The sequence below is a fragment of the Streptomyces sp. SUK 48 genome, assembly GCF_009650765.1.
In the GTDB taxonomy this organism is placed as follows: Bacteria; Actinomycetota; Actinomycetes; order Streptomycetales; family Streptomycetaceae; genus Streptomyces.
The window spans coordinates 7,986,256-8,004,831 of sequence record NZ_CP045740.1 but is presented as its reverse complement, the minus strand read 5'-3'; the positions used below and the strand labels follow the sequence as shown (position 1 = coordinate 8,004,831).

The 18,576-nt window shown below is 72.1% G+C and carries 17 protein-coding genes; 12 read left to right on the top strand and 5 right to left on the bottom strand.

Features of this window, described 5'->3' with window-relative positions; genetic code table 11:
* Nucleotides 1-619 precede the first annotated feature (619 nt).
* Together GHR20_RS35100 and GHR20_RS35095 are read left to right on the top strand one after the other, a co-directional pair.
* The gene (locus tag GHR20_RS35100) at nucleotides 620-1,549 is read left to right on the top strand and encodes a CapA family protein (RefSeq protein WP_194859073.1); all 930 of its coding nucleotides are present in this window, start codon (nucleotides 620-622) and stop codon (nucleotides 1,547-1,549) included.
* A 108-nt stretch (nucleotides 1,550-1,657) separates the two neighbouring features.
* Nucleotides 1,658-2,149 (top strand): hemerythrin domain-containing protein, encoded by a 492-nt coding sequence (locus tag GHR20_RS35095; protein WP_111582953.1) that lies wholly within the window; start codon nucleotides 1,658-1,660, stop codon nucleotides 2,147-2,149.
* A gap of 63 nt (nucleotides 2,150-2,212) precedes the next feature.
* Here GHR20_RS35095 and GHR20_RS35090 read toward each other — a convergent pair whose 3' ends face one another.
* Nucleotides 2,213-3,226 (bottom strand): YhjD/YihY/BrkB family envelope integrity protein, encoded by a 1,014-nt coding sequence (locus GHR20_RS35090; RefSeq protein WP_153815548.1) that lies wholly within the window; start codon nucleotides 3,224-3,226, stop codon nucleotides 2,213-2,215.
* A 305-nt stretch (nucleotides 3,227-3,531) separates the two neighbouring features.
* Here GHR20_RS35090 and GHR20_RS35085 point away from each other — a divergent pair, with 305 nt between their 5' ends.
* Together GHR20_RS35085 and GHR20_RS35080 are read left to right on the top strand one after the other, a co-directional pair.
* Entirely contained in the window at nucleotides 3,532-3,795 is a 264-nt protein-coding gene (locus GHR20_RS35085) for a GlsB/YeaQ/YmgE family stress response membrane protein (protein ID WP_111582951.1), read from the top strand.
* 228 nt (nucleotides 3,796-4,023) lie between these two features.
* Nucleotides 4,024-4,449 carry a DUF6003 family protein gene (locus tag GHR20_RS35080; RefSeq protein ID WP_111583054.1) on the top strand — a complete coding sequence of 142 codons (426 nt, stop codon included), beginning with the start codon at nucleotides 4,024-4,026 and terminating at the stop codon, nucleotides 4,447-4,449.
* A 50-nt stretch (nucleotides 4,450-4,499) separates the two neighbouring features.
* Here GHR20_RS35080 and GHR20_RS35075 read toward each other — a convergent pair whose 3' ends face one another.
* From GHR20_RS35075 to GHR20_RS35065, 3 genes are all read right to left on the bottom strand, one after another.
* On the bottom strand, nucleotides 4,500-4,892 hold the full coding sequence (locus GHR20_RS35075) for a DUF2267 domain-containing protein (protein WP_111582950.1): 393 nt from the start codon (nucleotides 4,890-4,892) through the stop codon (nucleotides 4,500-4,502).
* A gap of 65 nt (nucleotides 4,893-4,957) precedes the next feature.
* The gene (locus tag GHR20_RS35070; RefSeq protein ID WP_111582949.1) at nucleotides 4,958-5,455 is read right to left on the bottom strand and encodes a hemerythrin domain-containing protein; all 498 of its coding nucleotides are present in this window, start codon (nucleotides 5,453-5,455) and stop codon (nucleotides 4,958-4,960) included.
* Between the two features lie 185 nt (nucleotides 5,456-5,640).
* Nucleotides 5,641-6,687 (bottom strand): LacI family DNA-binding transcriptional regulator, encoded by a 1,047-nt coding sequence (locus GHR20_RS35065; protein ID WP_153815547.1) that lies wholly within the window; start codon nucleotides 6,685-6,687, stop codon nucleotides 5,641-5,643.
* A 218-nt stretch (nucleotides 6,688-6,905) separates the two neighbouring features.
* Between GHR20_RS35065 and GHR20_RS35060 the strand changes: the two genes are divergently transcribed.
* From GHR20_RS35060 to GHR20_RS35030, 7 genes are all read left to right on the top strand, one after another.
* A complete protein-coding gene (locus tag GHR20_RS35060; RefSeq protein ID WP_153815546.1) occupies nucleotides 6,906-8,195 on the top strand; it encodes a sugar ABC transporter substrate-binding protein in 1,290 nt (429 codons plus the stop codon).
* A gap of 5 nt (nucleotides 8,196-8,200) precedes the next feature.
* Nucleotides 8,201-9,145, top strand: a complete 945-nt coding sequence (locus GHR20_RS35055) for a sugar ABC transporter permease (RefSeq protein ID WP_153815545.1) — start codon at nucleotides 8,201-8,203, stop codon at nucleotides 9,143-9,145.
* Nucleotides 9,142-10,050: a carbohydrate ABC transporter permease gene (locus GHR20_RS35050; protein ID WP_153815544.1), complete on the top strand. Its 909-nt coding sequence runs from the start codon at nucleotides 9,142-9,144 to the stop codon at nucleotides 10,048-10,050. The genes GHR20_RS35055 and GHR20_RS35050 overlap by 4 nt, the downstream gene beginning before the upstream one ends.
* A gap of 41 nt (nucleotides 10,051-10,091) precedes the next feature.
* On the top strand, nucleotides 10,092-11,348 hold the full coding sequence (locus tag GHR20_RS35045; RefSeq protein ID WP_153815543.1) for a glycosyl hydrolase: 1,257 nt from the start codon (nucleotides 10,092-10,094) through the stop codon (nucleotides 11,346-11,348).
* Complete coding sequence (locus GHR20_RS35040) at nucleotides 11,345-13,372, top strand: endo-beta-N-acetylglucosaminidase (RefSeq protein ID WP_153815542.1); 2,028 nt, start codon at nucleotides 11,345-11,347, stop codon at nucleotides 13,370-13,372. Before GHR20_RS35045 ends, GHR20_RS35040 begins: the two co-directional genes overlap by 4 nt.
* A gap of 90 nt (nucleotides 13,373-13,462) precedes the next feature.
* Nucleotides 13,463-16,483: a glycoside hydrolase family 38 C-terminal domain-containing protein gene (locus GHR20_RS35035; protein WP_153815541.1), complete on the top strand. Its 3,021-nt coding sequence runs from the start codon at nucleotides 13,463-13,465 to the stop codon at nucleotides 16,481-16,483.
* A gap of 122 nt (nucleotides 16,484-16,605) precedes the next feature.
* Nucleotides 16,606-16,893, top strand: coding sequence for a hypothetical protein (locus GHR20_RS35030; RefSeq protein ID WP_153815540.1), 288 nt, complete (start codon nucleotides 16,606-16,608; stop codon nucleotides 16,891-16,893).
* Nucleotides 16,894-16,954: 61 nt separating this feature from the next.
* Here the strand turns inward: GHR20_RS35030 and GHR20_RS35025 are convergent, their stop codons facing one another.
* Nucleotides 16,955-17,848, bottom strand: a complete 894-nt coding sequence (locus GHR20_RS35025; protein WP_153815539.1) for an NADP-dependent oxidoreductase — start codon at nucleotides 17,846-17,848, stop codon at nucleotides 16,955-16,957.
* 86 nt (nucleotides 17,849-17,934) lie between these two features.
* On the opposite strand from GHR20_RS35025, the gene GHR20_RS35020 reads away from it, so the two are divergent.
* On the top strand, nucleotides 17,935-18,540 hold the full coding sequence (locus GHR20_RS35020; RefSeq protein ID WP_153815538.1) for a TetR/AcrR family transcriptional regulator: 606 nt from the start codon (nucleotides 17,935-17,937) through the stop codon (nucleotides 18,538-18,540).
* The last annotated feature ends 36 nt before the right edge of the window (nucleotides 18,541-18,576 follow it).

Below are 18,576 nucleotides of genomic sequence, written 5' to 3'. Positions count from 1 at the left end.
TGGAGCATGGGCGCGGTCAGTGGTGTCGCGCTGCGGGCGACGGAGCGGGCGCGGCCCGTGTGTTCGGTGGCGGCCGAGGTCGCCGCCGCGGGTGCGGTCGATGAAGGGGCGGCCGCTTTTCTCGGCACGTCGACGGGGCGTCATCTCGCTCCGGACGCGGGCCGTTGGCGCGGGCCGCACGACGCGCCGGCCGAACACCGGACCGATCTCGCCGAGTTGGCCGCCACGCCGCCGGTGCCCGGCGCCGGACCACCCGCTCCGCCCTCCCCCGCCCCGCGGGGCTGGTCGTCGGCCGATGGTGGGCCGCCGGGTCGCGGCGGACACGCCGGTGACCCTGCGTGAAGGAGGGTAGGACGCTTCGTAGCATGATCCGGTGATCACGTCCGGTGGACCGTGTCCTCGGCGGCGGCGCGCACGGCGAAGGCCGGTGGGGCGCCGCTTGCTCGTCCTCTGTCTGCTCGTGGCCGGTGCGGTGGTCGTCGCGGCGTGCGCGTTCCGCGGCGGCTCCGGGAGTCCGGCCCCCACCGGCTCCGTCCGGGCCCCCGGGGGAAGGGCCGGGGCCACGGCGTCCGGTGCGCCTGCGGCGCCGCTCCCCCGGGGCGACGTGACGATCGCCGCCGTGGGGGACGTCGTCCTGGGCACGCTGCCGGACAGCCTGCCCCCGGACGACGGCGCCTCGTTCTTCGCCCCCGTCGACGACCTGCTCACCGGGGATGTGGTGCTCGGGAACCTGGAGGGCACGCTCACGACCGGCGGCACCAGCAAGTGCGCGTACCTCGACGGCCCGAACTGCTTCGCGTTCCGCGCCCCGCCGTCCTACGGCCGCCTGCTCGGGAAGGCCGGGTTCACGGTCATGAACACGGCGAACAATCACATCGACGACTTCGGGGCACAGGGGCGGCGCGACACCTTCGACGCGCTGCGCGCCGCGGACGTGCGGTTCACCGGGCGGCTGGGCCAGATCACCGTCCAGCGGGTGCACGGCATCCGGGTCGCGCTGATCGGGTTCGCCCCCGACCGAGGGGCGAACGACCTGACGGACATCCCCGCCGCGAAGGAACTCACCGCCCGCGCCGCGAAGTCCGCGGATGTCGTGATCGTCACGATGCACGCGGGCGCGGAGGGTTCGGACCGCACCCACGTCGAACCCGGCACCGAGTACTTCCTCGGCGAGGACCGGGGCGACGGCTACCGCTTCAGTCATGCGGTGATCGACGCCGGGGCCGATCTCGTCGTGGGCAGCGGCCCGCACGTGATGCGCGGAATGGAGTTCTACAAGGGCCGGCTGATCGCCTACAGCCTGGGCAACTTCACCGGCTACAAGGTGCTCGGCCTCGGCGGCAACCTCTCGACCAGCGGCGTGCTCCAGGTCGCCCTGCGCGCCGACGGCACCTATGTGTCCGGGCGTCTGCGTCCGACCCGGATCGTGGAACCGGGCACCCCGGAGCCGGGCGGCGAGGCGATCGACCTCGTCTCCGGCGTGTCGGAGGAGGACTTCGGCGCGCACGCCGCCCGCGTCTCGGCGGAGGGGGAGATCCGGAAACCGTAGCCGCGCACGTCACGGGTCACTCTCCTGCCGCGGGTGAGGTCATCAACGCGGCCGGTGGGGGTAGACGACAGGATCCCGATTCGTTCGTACGAAAGTGGTGCCACTGCCATGGCCGAGACCCAGGACGTCGTCGAGCTCATCCTCCAGGACCACCGGCGCATGGAGGACCTGTTCCACCTGATGCGCAGCGTCGAGGCCGACCGGGCAGCCGCGCTCCAGGAGTTCGCGGGGCTGCTGATCGCGCACGCGCAGGCCGAGGAGGCCGAGGTCTATCCCGCGCTGAAGCGTTACAAGAACATCGACGACGAAGAGGTCGAGCACGGCGAGCACGAGCACGACGAGGGGAACGAGGCCCTGCTGGACCTCATGGAGGTGGCGGACGTCGGCTCCGAGGAGTGGGACGCCAAGCTGGAGGCGCTGGCGGAAGCCATCGCCCACCACACGGACGAGGAGGAGCGCACCATCCTCAACGGTGCGCGCGAGAACGTGGCGATGGAGCGGCGCGAGGAACTGGGAGCGGCGTTCTGGGAGGAACGCGGGCGCCGGCTGAAGGCCGACTGCGGCTCGGTGGAGAACGTACGCCGCGTCGTTCGCTCCTGACCACGCCCCGGTGCGGGACGTCCCGCACCGGGCCGGGCCCGCCCCAGGGTGGCGGGCCCGCCGTCAGGGCGTACCGTCCGGTGGTTCCTCCCGGCGGGGCTCGGGCGGCGGCTCGAAGCGCACGCTGACCTTCTGGAAGCCCTTGAACGCCTCGGTCGCGGCGTACGACCGGTAGGCGCGGCGGTCCGCCGCGCTGAGGCGCACCCGGTCCGTGAACGGCGTCAGCAGGCTGCGGGGCCACAGGCGCATGACCCGTACGGCGCCCGTCTCGGCCACCGCGACGAAGATCAGGGCCCCGACGTAGAGCCAGGCGAGCAGGCCCAGGACGATGCCGAACATGCCGTAGGTGGCGGTGGCGCCGCGCAGCACGTGGCTGACGTAGTAGGAGCCCACCCATTGCAGCGCCTGCCACGCGAGGGCGCCTCCCAGCGCCACTCCGGCGAGCCGGCGCAGGGGCAGGGTCCGCTGGGTCAGCAGCCGGTAGCTGAGCAGCAGCAGAAAGGCGTTCAGGCACACGGAGCCCGCGCTCGCGGCGATCCAGCTGCCGCCCCGCAGCCGCACGCCGAACAGGTAACTCTGCGCGGCCACCACCGACAGCAGCGTGGACGCGCACAGCCCGACCGCGAGGAGCAGCAGGAACACCAGCCCCTTCAGCCGCGAGCGGAGCGGATCCGGGCGGGCGTGGCGCGGGACCGCCCAGATCTTGTTGAGGGCGTACTGCGCGGCCTGGGCGACACCGAGCGAACCGTAGACGCTGCCCACGATGCCCGCGGCGAGGACGACCCCGCTGCCGTGGAAGGAGTGGATGTTGTGCCCGAGCTGGTCGCCGATGACCGGGAACTCGCTCAGTGCCGAGTCCATCACACGTTGTCGCACGGCCGGATCGCCGCTCAGGAAGGTGCTCAGGACGGCGACGAGGATCAGGAGCAGCGGGAAGAGCGAGAGGAAGCCGTAGTAGGCGAGCAGGGCCGCCAGGTACACGGCCTGGTCGTCGAAGAACTTGTACGCGACGGCGAGCGGCAGGCCCACCCAGCGGTGGCGCCGCTGGAAGCCGTCGACGCGTTCGAGGAATCTCATGGCCGCGCGCCGGTCCTGAGGTGTTCCGACGGAGGTATCCGCCTGGATCCGGATAGCGGCTGCATGGGAACCACTCCTCGGTCGTCCGCATCGCGCGCACGGGGGGCCGCGCAGGGGGGTGCAGTGTGAGGAGTCTCCCTCCGCCCGGCCCCGAAACGGATGTGCGGCGGCTCCCGTGCGCCGTTCGCCGTGGGCATACGAAAGTAGGGACCATCGGTCCCGCATACGCCGCCTCATCGGGGATATCCGGAAGCACGTGAGAGCCCCGCCCCGGGGTCGCACAGCGGAACGGAAGGAACATCCTCGTGGGCATCATCGCCTGGATCCTGATCGGCCTCATCGCGGGCGCCATCGCGAAGGCACTGACCCCCGGCAAGGACCCGGGCGGCTGCCTGGTGACGATGCTGATCGGCATCGTGGGCGGCCTGCTGGGCGGCTGGCTGGGCAAGGTGATCTTCGGCGTGCACTCGATCAACGGCTTCTTCAGCCTCTCCACCTGGATCGCCGCGATCGTGGGCTCCGTGATCGTGCTGGTCCTCTACCGAGTGGTGACAGGGCGCTCGCGCTGACCGAGTACACGAAAGAGGCGGCCACCCGGTGGGGGGCCGCCTCTTTCGTGTACTCGGTCCTCCGGGTGGGCTCGGTTCCCGGCACCCGGCGGGACCCGGTGCGCGAGGAGTCGGACCCGGACGAGTGATCCGGGCGAGTGGGCGGGGCATGCGCGGGCAGAGCGCATTCTGAGGGGATAGTGAATGACGTCCCTGCCCTGCTGCTTCTGCGAAAGGGGTGTCACGGCCATGGCCGACGATGCCTTGTTGTTCCTTCTCCCCGAGCGTCACCCGCGTCTGGGGGCGGCCCTGTCGGCGGTCGGCGACCTGGAGTGCGCCGAGAGTCCCGCCGTGCTGGGGTGGCTCCACGCGCATGGGACACCCGCTTCCTCCGAGCGCGTCAGGATCGTCCCGGCGGGCTCCGAGGTGCTCATCCCCGAGGAGGCGGAGCGGCTGCCGGTCCCGCTCGGCGAGGAGGAGACGCTGCGGGTCGAGCACGCGTGCGCGCCGGCCTCCCTGACGGACATGGAGTCCGAGCTGCTCAGCTTCCGGGACACCACCCAGGACTGGCAGTCACTGGTGCACCGCGCCCTGACCGCCGGCATTCCCGAGCCGCGCATCGCCCAGCTCACCGGACTGGACCCGCAGGACATCGTCCAGGCCGTCGGCGAGTGACCCGGGCGCCCGCCGAGGGCGCCCGGACCGCCTCCCCTCTCTCCCGCCGGTCATCCGGGGTCGGTGCAGCCGAACAGACCGGCGTGCCCCGGCGGGAGTTGGGTCAGCAGCCGGCGCAGCAGCGCGTGGTCCGCGGCGTCGGCGAGGGTGGGCAGTACGGCGTCGATCTCGCGCCTGGCCTCGGCCAGGTCCTCGTTGCTGTGGTCGGCCACGGCCCGGACGAACGACGCGGGTGACAGCGGTTCGCTGGCCGGCTCGGCCGCGGTCAGCAGCGGCCCGCACCCCTCGGGGAGCAGGGCGGCCAGGTCCGTGCGGTCGTCGCCCACCAGGTGGGCGCCGAGGACCTCCAGCACATTGCGTACGGCCCTGGCTCCCTGCTGCGGCCTGTCGTAGTGTGCGCGTTCGGTGACCTGGGTGATGAAGGTGTCCAGGTTCCATTCCATGGCGGCTCCTGTCGTAGGTCTGTCCCCCGCTGCGGTCCGGATCGTGCGGCCGGTGCGCGTCGGCGTCACACGGGGGCGGCGGTCCGCACCATGCGGTGCACGTTGGCGACGCTGCCGCAGCGGGCCGTCAGCAGATCGGCCTCCGTCCGGGCGAAACCGGCGCCGAGTTCCTCCCGGCAGTGTTGGCTCAGGCTTTCCCGCACCTTGTTGACGAGCGTGCGCTCCTCCTCGTCGGTGTGGCGGGAGGTGGCGGAGGCCAGCTGCTGGAGGCGCCAGTCCCATTCGACCGAGCCGATCTCCCGCACCCGCAGCAGCGCGTAGAGGACCTTGACGGCTTCCAGGTGCGCGTTCTCGATGTGCTCGACGGTGTCCGCGTCCTCGAAGGAGACGAGAACGGGGTGCACCGAGGCTTTCTCCGCCTCGCCGTGGGCGATCATCAGGTGCGCGAAGTCATGGAGCGCGGTCTGGCGGTCGGCCTCCGTGCTGCGCATGAGGCGGAGCAGGTCCTCCAGCGTCCGGTGATCCTCGAGGATCATCTCGACGACATCCCGAGTCGGTGTCATGCGATGCGCCTCCCAGTTGGAGTGGCTTTCACCTCCCGCTACCCGCACCCATGTCAGAGATTCCACGATATGACCCGTTTGCCCAGTTATCCCAGGTCAGGCGGGGTCCAGGAGCGACGCGCGCCGAACCGCGCCGCCCAACGGAGCCAATAAAGGCGGCGCGTGACGGATCATCAGGTCATCGGTCACGCCCCGCGCGCCGGCCCTGTGCTCTCCCGTTCGATCAGCCGGGGCACCGGCACCCTGACCGTCCCGGCCGGGCCGCCGTCGAGCAGCGCGGTCAGCTCGCGGGCCGCCGTGCGGCCGAACTCCACGCTGTCGCGGGACAGGGCCGACAGCCACGGCCTGACCATGCGGCACAGGGCCGAGTCCTCCCAGGCCACCACGGAGACGTCGGCCGGCACGGAGAAGCCGAGTTCGGTGGCGGTGGCGACGCCCGCGAGGGCCATGACGTCGTTGTCGTAGATCAGGGCGGTCGCAGGCGCGGCCGAGCCGAGGACGCGACGGGTGACGGCGGCGCCCTCCGCATCCGAATAGTCGGTGGTGATCGACTCGACGCCGGTCAGCCCGCGCCGCCCGGCCTCGGCCCGCAGCGTACGGATGCGCCGCTCGGTGTGGGCGAGGCCGGAGAGTCCGGCGATGTGCACGATCCGCCGGTGACCGAGGGCGTACAGACCGTCCACCACCGACGCCATCGCGCCGGCGTCGTCGGCCCACACCGTGGACAGCCCGGGGTGCCGCTCGTCCGGCGCGCCGCCGATCACCACGGCGGGCAGGCCGAGTTCGTCGAGCAGGCCGGGGCGCGGGTCGTCGGTGCGCGGGTCCACCACCAGGACGCCGTCCACCCGGTGTTCGGCCCACCATCTGCGGTAGACCGCGCATTCGTCCGGTACGCCCTCCACCACCTGGAACAGCAGGCCGAGGTGGCGCTCCGCCAGCACTTCCTGGATGCCGGAGACGAGCTGGAGGAAGAAGGAGTCGACGCCGAGGGTGTCCGCGGGCCGGGCCAGCACCAGGCCGACCGTGGCCGCACCCTCGCCCGACAGCGCGCGGGCCGCCGTACTGGGCCGCCAGCCCAGTTGCTCGGCGACCCGGCGCACCCGCTCGCGGGTGACGTCGGAGACGCCCGGCCTGCCGTTGAGCGCGAAGGAGACCGCGCTCTCCGAGACACCGGCGCGGCGCGCGATGTCCTTCATCGTCGGCCGACGCGCCGGTGACCGCTTGGCCGGCATGTTCGCCTCTTTTCTCGACAGTAATCGCTAAAGCGCTTGAGTGGACGTAGCATAAAGCGCTTTAGTATGGCTGACAAGCCTCTCTTGACACCGCCCTGAGCTGCACTAATGTCGCGTTCTCGACTTTAGCGATGACGAATCCATTGACTTTCCCCGAAGACGGCGTGCATGGTCCTTTCCGACACCAGCCGCAGACGCCGCAAGGGAGCCGTGTCACCGTGCCCATATCCCGCAGAGCACTCGCCGCCGCCACCGCCGCCCTCGTCCTGCCGCTGAGTGCCTGCGGCTCCGGCGGCGGTGGCGGTGGCTCGACGGACGCCTCCGGCAAGGTCGAGGGGGACATCACCTTCCAGACCTGGAACCTGCGCGCCAACTTCAAGGACTACTTCGAGGGCCTGATCGGCGACTTCGAGAAGAAGTACCCGGGCACCCACGTGAAGTGGGTCGACCAGCCCGCCGAGGGCTACGCCGACAAGATCAGCGCCGACGCGGCCGGCGGCACCCTGCCGGACGTCGTCAACGTCTCCCCCGACCTGGTCGCGCCGCTCGCCCGGGCGGGCCTGGCCATGGATCTCGGCAAGGCCGCCGCGAAGTACAAGGGCGAGTACCTGCCGGGCGCCTGGGCCGGCCACCAGGTCCCGGGCATGACCGGCACGTACGCCTTCCCCTGGTATCTGAACACCGGCCCGATGTTCTACAACAAGGCCCTGTTCAAGAAGGCCGGACTGGATCCGGCGAAGCCGCCGAAGACGTACGACGAGCTGTTCACCGACGCGGTGCGGATGGCACGGAGTTCGGGCGGCAAGGTGGCCACCCTCGCCAACATCCCCACCATCGAGGACTTCGGCCGCTACGGCGCCTCCCTGATGAACAAGGACGGCACCGGCTTCACCTTCAACGACGCCAAGGGGATCGAACTCCTCACCAAGTACAAGGAGTTGTACGACGCCAAGGGCCTGGACCCGCAGGCGCTGAACGCCACCCCGGAGTCGGCCGGGAAGGAGTTCCTGACCCAGGCCGTCGCCATGAACCCCGGCAGCGCCCTGGACCTGGACAACTTCAGGAAGCAGGCGCCGAGCCTGTACAAGAACATCGGCATCACCGACCAGATCACCAACACCGGCCACGTCAACATGTACGTGATGGGCGTGATGGTGAACTCCCGGACGAAGCACACGCCCGCGGCCGTCGCCTTCGCCCACTACGTGACCGACGCCGAGCACCAGATGTCCTTCGCCAAGAAGGTCGCCATCTTCCCCTCCACCGCCGGCTCCCTCGACGACCCGTACTTCACCAAGGAGGACGGCACCGACGAGACCCGGGTGCGTGTCGCCGCCGCCAAGTCGCTGAAGAACGCGGTCAACTACACGCCGGTGCTGTTCAGCGACCAGATGAAGACCTCGTTGCGCAACGAGGTCGGCAAGGCCCTCCAGGGCAAGCAGAGCCCCAAGGCCGCTCTCGACAACGCTGTCACGGCCTGCGACCGGCTTCTGAAGCAGCAGGGATAGCCCTCATGGCCACCTCGACCGTCTCCCGGACCCGCCCCTCGCGTCCGGCGCGGCGCCCGCAGCGGCGCCCGGCGATCCGGATACGGCGCCAACTGCCCGCCAGTCCGTGGCTGTTCGCCGCCCCGGGCCTGCTGATCACCGGCGCGTTCATCCTCTACCCGTTCGTCTCCACGGTGCTCAACGCCTTCACCGACCGCCGCACCCTGATCCCGGGGCAGTTCGTCGGCCTCGCCAACTTCCGCGAGCTGCTGCACGACGACATGTTCTGGATCGGCCTGCGCAACAGCGCGCTGTACGTCCTCGGCGTCGTCCCGGCGCTGGTGCTCCTGCCGCTGCTGCTCGCTCTGCTGGTGCAGAAGAACATCCCCGGCATCACCTTCTTCCGGTCCGCCTTCTACACCCCGGTCGTCGCCTCGATCGTCGTGGTGGGTCTGATCTGGGTGTGGCTGCTGGACGAGCGCGGCCTGGTGAACTCGCTCCTGGAGACGATCGGGGTGGGCAAGGTCGGCTTCCTCAGCGACCAGTGGCTGCTCCTGCTGAGCGCGATGGCCGTCACGGTCTGGAAGGGCCTCGGCTACTACATGATCATCTATCTGGCGGCGCTGGCGAACGTGCCGCGCGAGCTGCACGAGGCCGCCGCCGTGGACGGTGCGGGACCGGTCCGCCGTTTTCGCACCGTCACCGTGCCGGCCATCCGCTCCACCATGGTCCTGGTGGCCGCGCTCTCCTCGGTCTCCGCCTTCAAGGTGTTCTCCGAGGTGTACCTGCTGGCCTCGCCGAGCGGCGGCCCGGCGGGCGAGGACACCACCCTGGTGATGCTCGTCCAGCGCACCGGCACCGGTCTGACCGGCCGGGTCGGCTACGCCTCCGCGATCTCCCTGGTCGTCTTCGCCGTCACCGTCGCCCTGATGCTGCTCGTCCTGCGCGCCGACCGGAGGGAGGAGACGTGAGCGTCGCCGAGAAGGCACCGGAGACCGGCACACGGCCCGACCGGGTCCGCGCGCCCCGCTTCACCGACGAGCACGGACGCCGCGTCCGGGTGTGGGAGCTGGTCCTGCGCTATGTGCTGCTGATCGCCGTACTCGCCCTGACCGTCGGCCCGTTCGTGTGGCAGCTGTCCACCTCGTTCAAGGGCCCCACCGAGGACATCTTCAGCTCCCCGCCGAAGTTCCTGCCCGCCCACCCCACCCTGCACAACTACGAGCGGGTCTCCGCGACCATCCCGGTCTGGGACTACGCCCTCAACTCCCTGAAGGTCGCCACCGCCAACGTGGTCACCAACTGCGTCGGCTCCGCCCTCGCCGGCTACGCCCTGGCCCGGCTGCGCTACCGGGGCCGCCGGGTGGCCGCCCTGGTCTTCGTCCTCGCGATGCTGGTGCCGGCGGAGGGCATCATCATCGCCCAGTTCACGACCATGCGGGAACTCGGCCTGAACAACACCCTCATCGGCGTCGTCCTGCCCGGCTCGATCGGCGCGATGAACGTCCTGCTGATGCGCAACGCCTTCCGCAACCTGCCCTACGAGATCGAGGAGGCCGCTTACGTCGACGGCGCCAACGCCTGGCAGCGGTTCCTGCGGATCGCGCTGCCCTCGGTCAGGGGCACCCTCGCCGTGGTGGCGATCTTCGCGTTCATGGGCGCCTGGGACGACTTCCTGTGGCCGCTCATCGTGCTCAGCGACCCGTCCAGGTTCACCCTGACCATCGGCCTCAACTACCTGCACGGCACCTTCGCCAACGACGAACGTCTCGTCGCCGCCGGCACGATCATCGCCGTGGCGCCGCTGATCGCCCTCTTCGCCTGCCTCCAGCGCTTCTTCTTCCGCGGGGTCGGCGAGGGCGCCGTCAAGGGCTGATGCCGGGCCCCTCCCCCACTCCGCTTCCGCAAGGACCCCGTATGCCTGCTGCCGTGCGCTTCGGCGTCAACTACACCCCCAGTCAGGGGTGGTTCCATCACTGGCTCGACTTCGACCTCGACTCCGTACGCGCCGATCTGGACTCCGTCGCCGCGCTCGGCCTGGACCACATCCGGGTCTTCCCGCTGTGGCCGTACTTCCAGCCCGACCGCGCGCTGATCCGCCCCCGTGCCGTGGAGCAGCTGGTGCGGCTGGTCGACGCCGCGGCCGAACGGGGGCTCGACGTCAACGTGGACGGTCTGCAAGGGCATCTGTCCAGCTTCGACTTCCTGCCCGCGTGGACCCGCACCTGGCACCGGCGCAACCTCTTCACCGATCCCGAGGTGCTCGAAGGGCAGGCCGCCTATCTGCACACCCTCGCCGCCGCCCTCGCCGACCGGCCGAACTTCCTCGGCATGACCCTCGGCAACGAGGTCAACCAGTTCTCCGCCGGCCCCCACCCCGATCCCGACCGGGCCACCGCCGGCCAGATCGACGCCTGGCTGGAGCGGATGCTCGCCGCCTGCGAGAAGGGCGCCCCCGGCAAGCTGCACCTGCACGCCGAGTACGACGCCACCTGGTACCAGGACGACATGCCCTTCACCCCGGCGCAGGCCGCCCGGCGCGGCGCGCTCACCGCCGTCCACTCCTGGGTCTTCAACGGCACCGCCCAGCTGCACGGCCGTACCTCCGTGGCCGCCGAGCACCATGCCGCGTACCTGATCGAGCTGAGCAAAGCCTGGGCCGAGGACCCGCACCGGCCCGTCTGGCTCCAGGAGGTCGGCGCCCCGGCCCCCCTCGTGCCCGCCGAGCACGCCGCCGCCTTCGCCGAGGCCACCGTCGCGGGCGCGCTGGACTGCCCCGATCTGTGGGGCATCACCTGGTGGTGTTCCCACGACGTCTCCCGCGACCTCGCCGATTTCCCCGAACTCGAATACGGCCTGGGCCTGCTGACCAACGACCGCCGGCCCAAGGACCTCGCCCGCGCCCTGTCCCGCGCGGCCCGCGGCCATGGCGACGCGCCGGCCCCGCGCACCCTCGCCCTCACCGTCCCCGCCGACCCGGCCGCCCGCTCCCGGTGCGCCCCCGGCGGTGACGTCTTCGAGGCGTTCTTCCGGCTGACCGCCGACGGCGCCCGCCCGACCACCGTCCTCGAGACCCGGGCAGCCGACCGGGACCACCTGTCCGCCCGGGCCCTCACCGAGGTCGTCACGCCCGACCAGGTACTGCGCACACCCCGAGGAGGCATCCGCTCGTGAACCCGACCAGACGCACCGTCCTGCTCGCAGGCGCCGCCGCCGCGCTCCTGCCCGCACTGCCCGCGCCGCTCTCCGGTACCGCCGAGGCCGCCCCGAAGGCGACGGCCTCGCTCCAGCCGTACGCCTCCTACTGGTACCCGGACTCCCTGCCCTCCGGCAGCCCCGGGCCCGGCATCACCTGGCGCAGCCTGAAGAGCTGGCGGGCCGCCACCGACGCCGATCTGCCCTTCAACGCCGCCTCCGTGCCGCTCGCGCCGCGCTTCACGCCGACCCCGGCGAACACCACCGCCCGCGCCGGACAGGCCCGGATCCAGTCCCTGGTGTCGTTCGGGCCCACCTCCGCGAACCCCTCGCAGGGCTCGGCCACCGCCGACTACTACGCCCTCACCCACTGGGCGTACATGGACGAGCTGGTGTTCTGGGGCGGCTCGTCCGGGGAGGGCCTGATCCTCGCCCCGAACGCGCCCGTCGTGGACGCCGCCCACCGACACGGCGTGCCCGTCCTCGGCAATGTCTTCCTGCCGCCCGCCGCCTACGGCGGACAGCTCCGGTGGACCCGCGACCTGGTGCGGAAGGACGCCGCCGGGCACTACCCGCTGGCCGCCCAGCTCGTGGCGGTCGCGTCGGCCCACGGCTTCGACGGCTGGTTCGTCAACGCCGAGACGGACGGCGGCGACAGCGCCCTGGGCGCCGACATGCTCGGCTTCGTCAAGGAGCTGAAGCGGCTCGCCACGGCCGCGGGGCAGCGGATCACCTGGTACGACGCGATGACCGTGAACGGCTCGGTGAGCTGGCAGGGCGCGCTGAACGGGCAGAACCAGGCTTTCTTCCAGGCCGCCGACGACATGTTCGTGGACTTCCGCTGGAGCCCGTCCTCGCTCGCCTCCTCCGGGCAGAAGGCCGTACGGCTGGGCCGCGGCCGCTACGCGTTGTGGGCCGGTGTCGATGTGGAGTCGGGCGGCTGGAACACCTCCGTGGACTGGGACGCGATCGTGCCCGCCGACCACGCGCACGTCACCTCGCTCGGCCTGTACCGGCCCGAGTGGACCCGCAACCAGCTGCCCGCCGGCCACACCCCGGAGGACTTCCACGGCGCCGACGACCGGTTCTGGACCGGCCGTTCCCTCGACCCGTCCCGTCCCGACCCCGCCGACGGCTGGCGTGCCCCCGCCGTGTCCGTCGCCGACCGGTCGACCGTCGCCTCGCTGCCGTTCGCGAGCGTCTTCAACACCGGCCACGGACTGCGCTGGTACGAGGACGGGCAGGTCGCCTCCGACAGTCCCTGGAACCATCTCGGCCTCCAGGACCGGCTGCCCTCCCGACGCTGGGTGGTGCGCACCGACGGGCAGCGGCCCGCCGTCGCCTTCGACTTCGCGGACGCCTGGCGCGGCGGCAGCAGCGTCCTCGTGGCCGGCGCGCTCGACCGTCCGGCCGAGCTGGACCTGTACGCGACCCGGCTGCCGCTCTCCCCCGACACGGTCGTCGAGCTGACGCATCGCGCAAACGCGGGGGCCGTCCGCGTCGAGCTGGCCGTGGCGACCGCCGAGCCGGATGCCGCCGGGGGCGCGCCGCCGTACACCTACCTGCCCGTGCCGGCCGTGCCGGGCGACGGCTGGCACACCTCGGTCGTCCGGCTCTCCGGCCTGTCCGGGACCGTGCACGCCCTCGGCGTCCGGCTCACCGCCACCGGCGGCGGCCCGGTGAGCTGGCGGCTCGGCGCTCTCGCCGTCCACGACCGCGCCGACACCCCGGCCGCCCCCGGCGGTCTGCGGATCACCGCCGCCTCCGGCGGCGATCTGCGCCTCGCCTGGGACCACCCGGCCCCCGGCACGGTACGCCAGTACGTCCTGCACCGGGTGCTGCCCGACGGCACCCGCCGCTTCCTGGGCGGCACCGGCCAGCGGGCGTACTTCACCGGCGGCCAGACGCCCGTGCCGGGCGAGACCGCCGGACGGTTCGAGGTACGGGCCGTCGGGGAGTCGTACACCTCGTCCGCACCCGCGACCGTCACCCGTACCTGGTGAGCGCCCGCCGATCCACCCGCTGACCCGCCGACCCACGACCCACGACCCACGACCCACGACCTACGACCTACGACCTACGGAGCATCCCGCATGCATGACGACCGCAGTCTGGTCGAAGCCCGCCTCAAGCGCGTCCTCGACGAGCGCGTCCGCCCCGCCGTGTACCCCGAGTCCGTCCCGCTGGAGGTCGCGGTGTGGCACGCGCCCGGCGAGCCGGTGCCGGTGGCCGAGGGGCTGGCCGCCGAGCCGGAGCCGGTCCGGGTGGGCGCCCGCTGGGGTGCTCCGTGGGGCACCAGCTGGTTCCGGGTGACCGGCACCGTGCCCGACGAGTGGGCCGGGCGCACCGTGGAGGCGCTCCTCGACCTCGGCTTCGACGAGAACATGCCCGGCTTCCAGTGCGAGGGCCTCGTCTACCGGCCCGACGGCACCCCGGTGAAGGGCCTCAATCCGCGCAACCAGTGGGTGCGCGTCGGCGCGCCGGTCGCGGGCGGCGAGGAGGTGCGGCTGCACGTCGAGGCCGCCTCCAACCCCGTCATCCTCGACTACCACCCCTTCCTGCCCACGCGGTTGGGCGACAAGGAGACCGCGGGCAGCGCGCCGCAGTACACCCTGACCCGCATGGATCTCGCCGTCTTCGACGAGACCGTGTGGCAGCTGGTGATCGATCTGGAGGTGCTCGGCGAGCTGATGGCCGAGCTGCCGGAGGACTCGCAGCGCCGCTACGAGATCCTGCGCGCCGTGGACAGGGCGCTCGACGCCCTCGACCTCCAGGACGTGAACGGCACGGCGGCCCGCGCCCGCGAACGGCTCACCGTTGTCCTGTCCGCGCCCGCCGTGCCGTCCGCGCACCGCGTCAGCGCGGTCGGGCACGCGCACATCGACTCCGCCTGGCTGTGGCCGCTGCGCGAGACGGTGCGCAAGGTGGCCAGGACCACGGCCAACATGACCGCCCTGCTGGAGGACGAACCGGACTTCGTGTTCGCCATGTCACAGGCGCAGCAGTGGGCGTGGGTCAAGGAGCACCGGCCCGAGGTGTGGGCGCGGGTGAGGAAGGCGGTGGCGGACGGGCGGTTCGTGCCGGCCGGCGGCATGTGGGTGGAGTCCGACACCAACATGCCCGGCTCGGAGGCGATGGCCCGGCAGTTCGTGCACGGAAAGCGGTTCTTCCTCGACGAGTTCGGCATCGAGAACGACGAGGCGTGGCTGCCCGACACCTTCGGCTTCGCCGCCGGACTGCCGCAGATCATCAAGGCGGCGGGCGCCACCCGGCTGCTGACGCAGAAGATCTCCTGGTCGCAGACGAACACGTTCCCGCACCACACCTTCCAGTGGGAGGGCATCGACGGCACGCGCGTCTTCACGCACTTCCCGCCCGTCGACACCTACAACTGCTCGATGAAGGGCAGCGAGATCGCGCACGCCGCCCGCAATTTCAAGGACAAGGGCGTCGCCCGGCACTCGCTCGCGCCCACCGGCTGGGGCGACGGGGGCGGCGGCACCACCCGCGAGATGGTCGCCAAGGCGGCCCGGCTGCGTGATCTGGAGGGCTCGGCGCGGGTGGTGTGGGAGACCCCGCGGGCCTTCTTCGACCGGGCCGAGGCCGAGTACCCCGAGCCGCCCGTCTGGGTCGGCGAGCTCTACCTGGAGCTGCACCGGGCCACCCTCACCAGCCAGGCGGCGACCAAGCAGGGCAACCGGCGCAGTGAACACCTGCTGCGCGAGGCCGAGTTGTGGGCGGCGACGGCGACGGTACGGACCGGGCTGCCCTATCCGTACGAGGCTCTGGACCGGATCTGGAAGACGGTGCTGCTGCACCAGTTCCACGACATCCTGCCCGGTTCGTCCATCGCCTGGGTGCACCGCGAGGCGCGGGCGACCTACGGGCGCGTCGCCCGGGAACTGGACGAGATCATCGAGGGCGCCCAGCGCGCGCTGGCGGGCGAGGGCGGCACGCCGCTGGTCTTCAACGCGGCCCCGCACGCCCGCGCGGGCGTCCCGGCGGGCGCCGCCGCCACCCCGGCCACGGAGGGACGTACCGGCCTGACGCCCCGCCAGGGCGGCGGGTACGTCCTGGACAACGGCCTGCTGCGCGTCGAGATCGACGGCCGCGGCCTGGTCGTCTCGGCGTACGACATCGGGGCGGACCGGGAGACGATCGCGCCCGGCCGGACCGCGAACCTCCTCCAACTGCACCCCGATTTCCCGAACATGTGGGATGCCTGGGACGTGGACGAGTTCTACCGCAACACCGTCACCGACCTCACCGGCGCCGAGTCGGTCACGCCCGGCGAGGACGGCGCGTCGGTGCGGATCGTCCGGTCCTTCGGTTCCTCCCGGGTCACCCAGGTGCTGTCGCTGGCGGCGGGTGAGCGGCGGCTGGTGCTGGACACCGAGGTGGACTGGCACGAGACGGAGAAGTTCCTCAAACTCGCCTTCCCGCTGGACGTGCACGCCGAACGGTACGCGTCCGAGACCCAGTTCGGGCACTTCCACCGGCCCACCCACACCAACACCTCGTGGGAGGCCGCCCGGTTCGAGGCGTGCAATCACCGCTTCGTCCACCTGGAGGAGCCGGGCTGGGGCGTGGCGATCGTCAACGACTCGACGTACGGCCACGATGTGACCCGGGCCGTCCGCGCCGACGGCGACCGCGGCACCACCACGACGGTCCGGGTGTCGCTGCTGCGCGCCCCGCGTTTCCCCGACCCGGAGACGGACCAGGGCGTGCACCGCTTCCGGCACGCGCTGGTGCCGGGCGCGGGCATCGCCGACGCGGTGCGCGAGGGCTGGCGGATCAATGTGCCCGAGCGGCGGGCGACCGGCGCGAGGGAGGTCGCGCCGCTGGTGTCGGTGGACGAGGACGCGGTGGTGGTGACGGCGGTGAAGCTGGCCGACGACGGCAGCGGCGACGTGGTGGTGCGCTTCCACGAGGCTCACGGCGGCCGGGCCCGGGCCACGCTGACCGCCGGGTTCGAGGTCGCCGGGGCGGAGGTGACCGACCTGCTGGAGCGGCCCCTGCCCGGCGCGGCGGCACCGCGTCGGGACGGCGGCCGGATCGCGGTGCGCCTGCGGCCGTTCGAACTGGTGACGCTGCGGTTGCGGCGGTCCTGACGGCAGGGGGCCGGGCGGTCGCCGCGGCGGCCGCCCGGCCCGGTGGCGTTCCTCGTGAACCTCACCGGCCGGATTCCCGTCTTCCCCGGAGAACGTCAGCAGCCGCGAACCGGAGAACCACCGTGACAGACAGAGGCGTTGAGCGCAGCGACGGCCGGGGCCAGGGGCCGGGACCCTGGTGGGCCGGCCTCGGGACGTGGGGGGCCGTCGCCCTGATCGTCTTCGGCGGCCTCGGGGCGGTCTGGATCTCGTTGCGGCTGCCCGGCACCCCGCAGGAGCCGGCGAGCGGTTACTACGGGGCGGCCAGGGTCGTCGCCATCGGCCTGGTGATCGTGGGAGGCGCGCTGCTGAATCGCCGGCGCGCCCGGTCCGCGGCCACCGGGGAGTCGGCCGGGGCGGAACACGACTGACGCCACCGGCCGACGTGCCGTGCCGGCCCCGCTCCAGCGGGGCCGGCGGGCGGACGCGCCGTCAGACGACGATGACCCGGCGCCCTCGGGCGTGGCCCGCCCGGCTGTCGATGTGGGCCGCCGCGGCCTGGTCGAGCGGGTACGCCTTCTCGACCGGGATGTGGAGCCTGCCCCGCGCGATGAGATCGGCGGTCGCGGCAAGCGCGTCCGGCACGCTCCCGGCCACGCCGGAGAACCGGACGCCGAGATCCGGCGCGCCGAGATCCGCGATGGAGACGACCTTGTCCGGGTCGCCGACCAGGTCGACGAGTTCGCGGATCACGCCCGAGCCGGCCAGATCGAGGGCCGCGTCGACCCGGCCGAGCCGCCGTACCCGCTCGGCCCAGCCCTCGCCGTAGGTCGTGGCGAGGGCGCCCAGGCCGCGCAGGTAGTCCTGGTTCGCGGCGCCGGCCGTGCCGATCACCGTGATGCCGCGGTCGCGGGCGATCTGCAGCACCGCTGAGCCGACTCCCCCGGACGCGCCGCTGACCAGCAGCGTCTGGCCGGGTTGCACACCGACCTCGCGGACGACGCGCAGCGCGGTCTCCATCACGGAGGGGTATCCGGCCGCCTCCTCGAACGTCAGGCCCTCGGGCATCCGGGCCCAGGCCGTCAGCACGGCGAACTCGGCATAGGTGCTGATGCCCTCGCCGAACACAGGGTCACCGACCTCGACCCCGGCGACGCCCTCGCCGACCTCGTCCACCACTCCGGCGGCGTCCTGCCCGACCCCGGAGGGCAGCTCGACCGGATGGGCGCCCAGTTTCTGGCCCTCGCGAAGCCTCCAGTCGACGGGGTTCACGCCCGCCGCCCGCACGGCGACGCGTATCCGGCCGGGGCCCGCGTGGGGCTCCTCGGCATCGATGAGGCGCAGTACATCGGGACCGCCGAACGCGGCGAAGCTCACTTTTCTCATGCGCCGACCGTAGCACTAACGGTTAGGATTTTGGAGTTGGTGTTGTTTCACAACGGGTTCGGACCCGTATCTGATAGCGTCGCGGCATGACCGTGCCGCTCGGACGCCGTGAACGCAAGAAGGCCGCGACCCGTCAGAAGATCGCCGACACCGCTCTCCGGCTCTTTCTGGAGCGGGGGTACGAAGCGGTGGGAATCCGTGAGGTGGCCGCCGAGGCCGATGTGGCCGTCACCACGCTCTTCTCCCACTTCGCCTCGAAAGAGGCCCTGGTGTTCGAGCGGGACGACGACTTCGAGCAACGCCTCACGCGAGCGGTCACCGACCGGGCGCCGCACGAGCCGCTCGTCCCGGCGCTGCGCCGCGAGGTCCGGTCGATGGTCCGGCATTGCACGGCGGACGGCGCGGCGCCGATCTGGCGCATGATCGACGGCTCCCCCGCGCTGCGGGAGTACGAGGAGTCGATGAGGCTGCGGCACGCCGAGTCGCTGGCGGCGGCCATCGCCGCCGATCCCGGTCTGTCGCGGGGCACGACGGCGGACCGGGCGATCGCGAGGTTCGTGATCGACGCGTACGCGCTGGCCCGCGCGGCGTCCGATCCGGACGCCGCGTCGGACGAGATCTTCCGGATGATCGAGGCGGCGTGGGCCGTCGCACGCCCGGGCGGCGACGTGGCCGACGAGTCCGGACGCTAGTCGGCGCCCTGCCCCGCCCGGCGCCCGCCCGTCCCG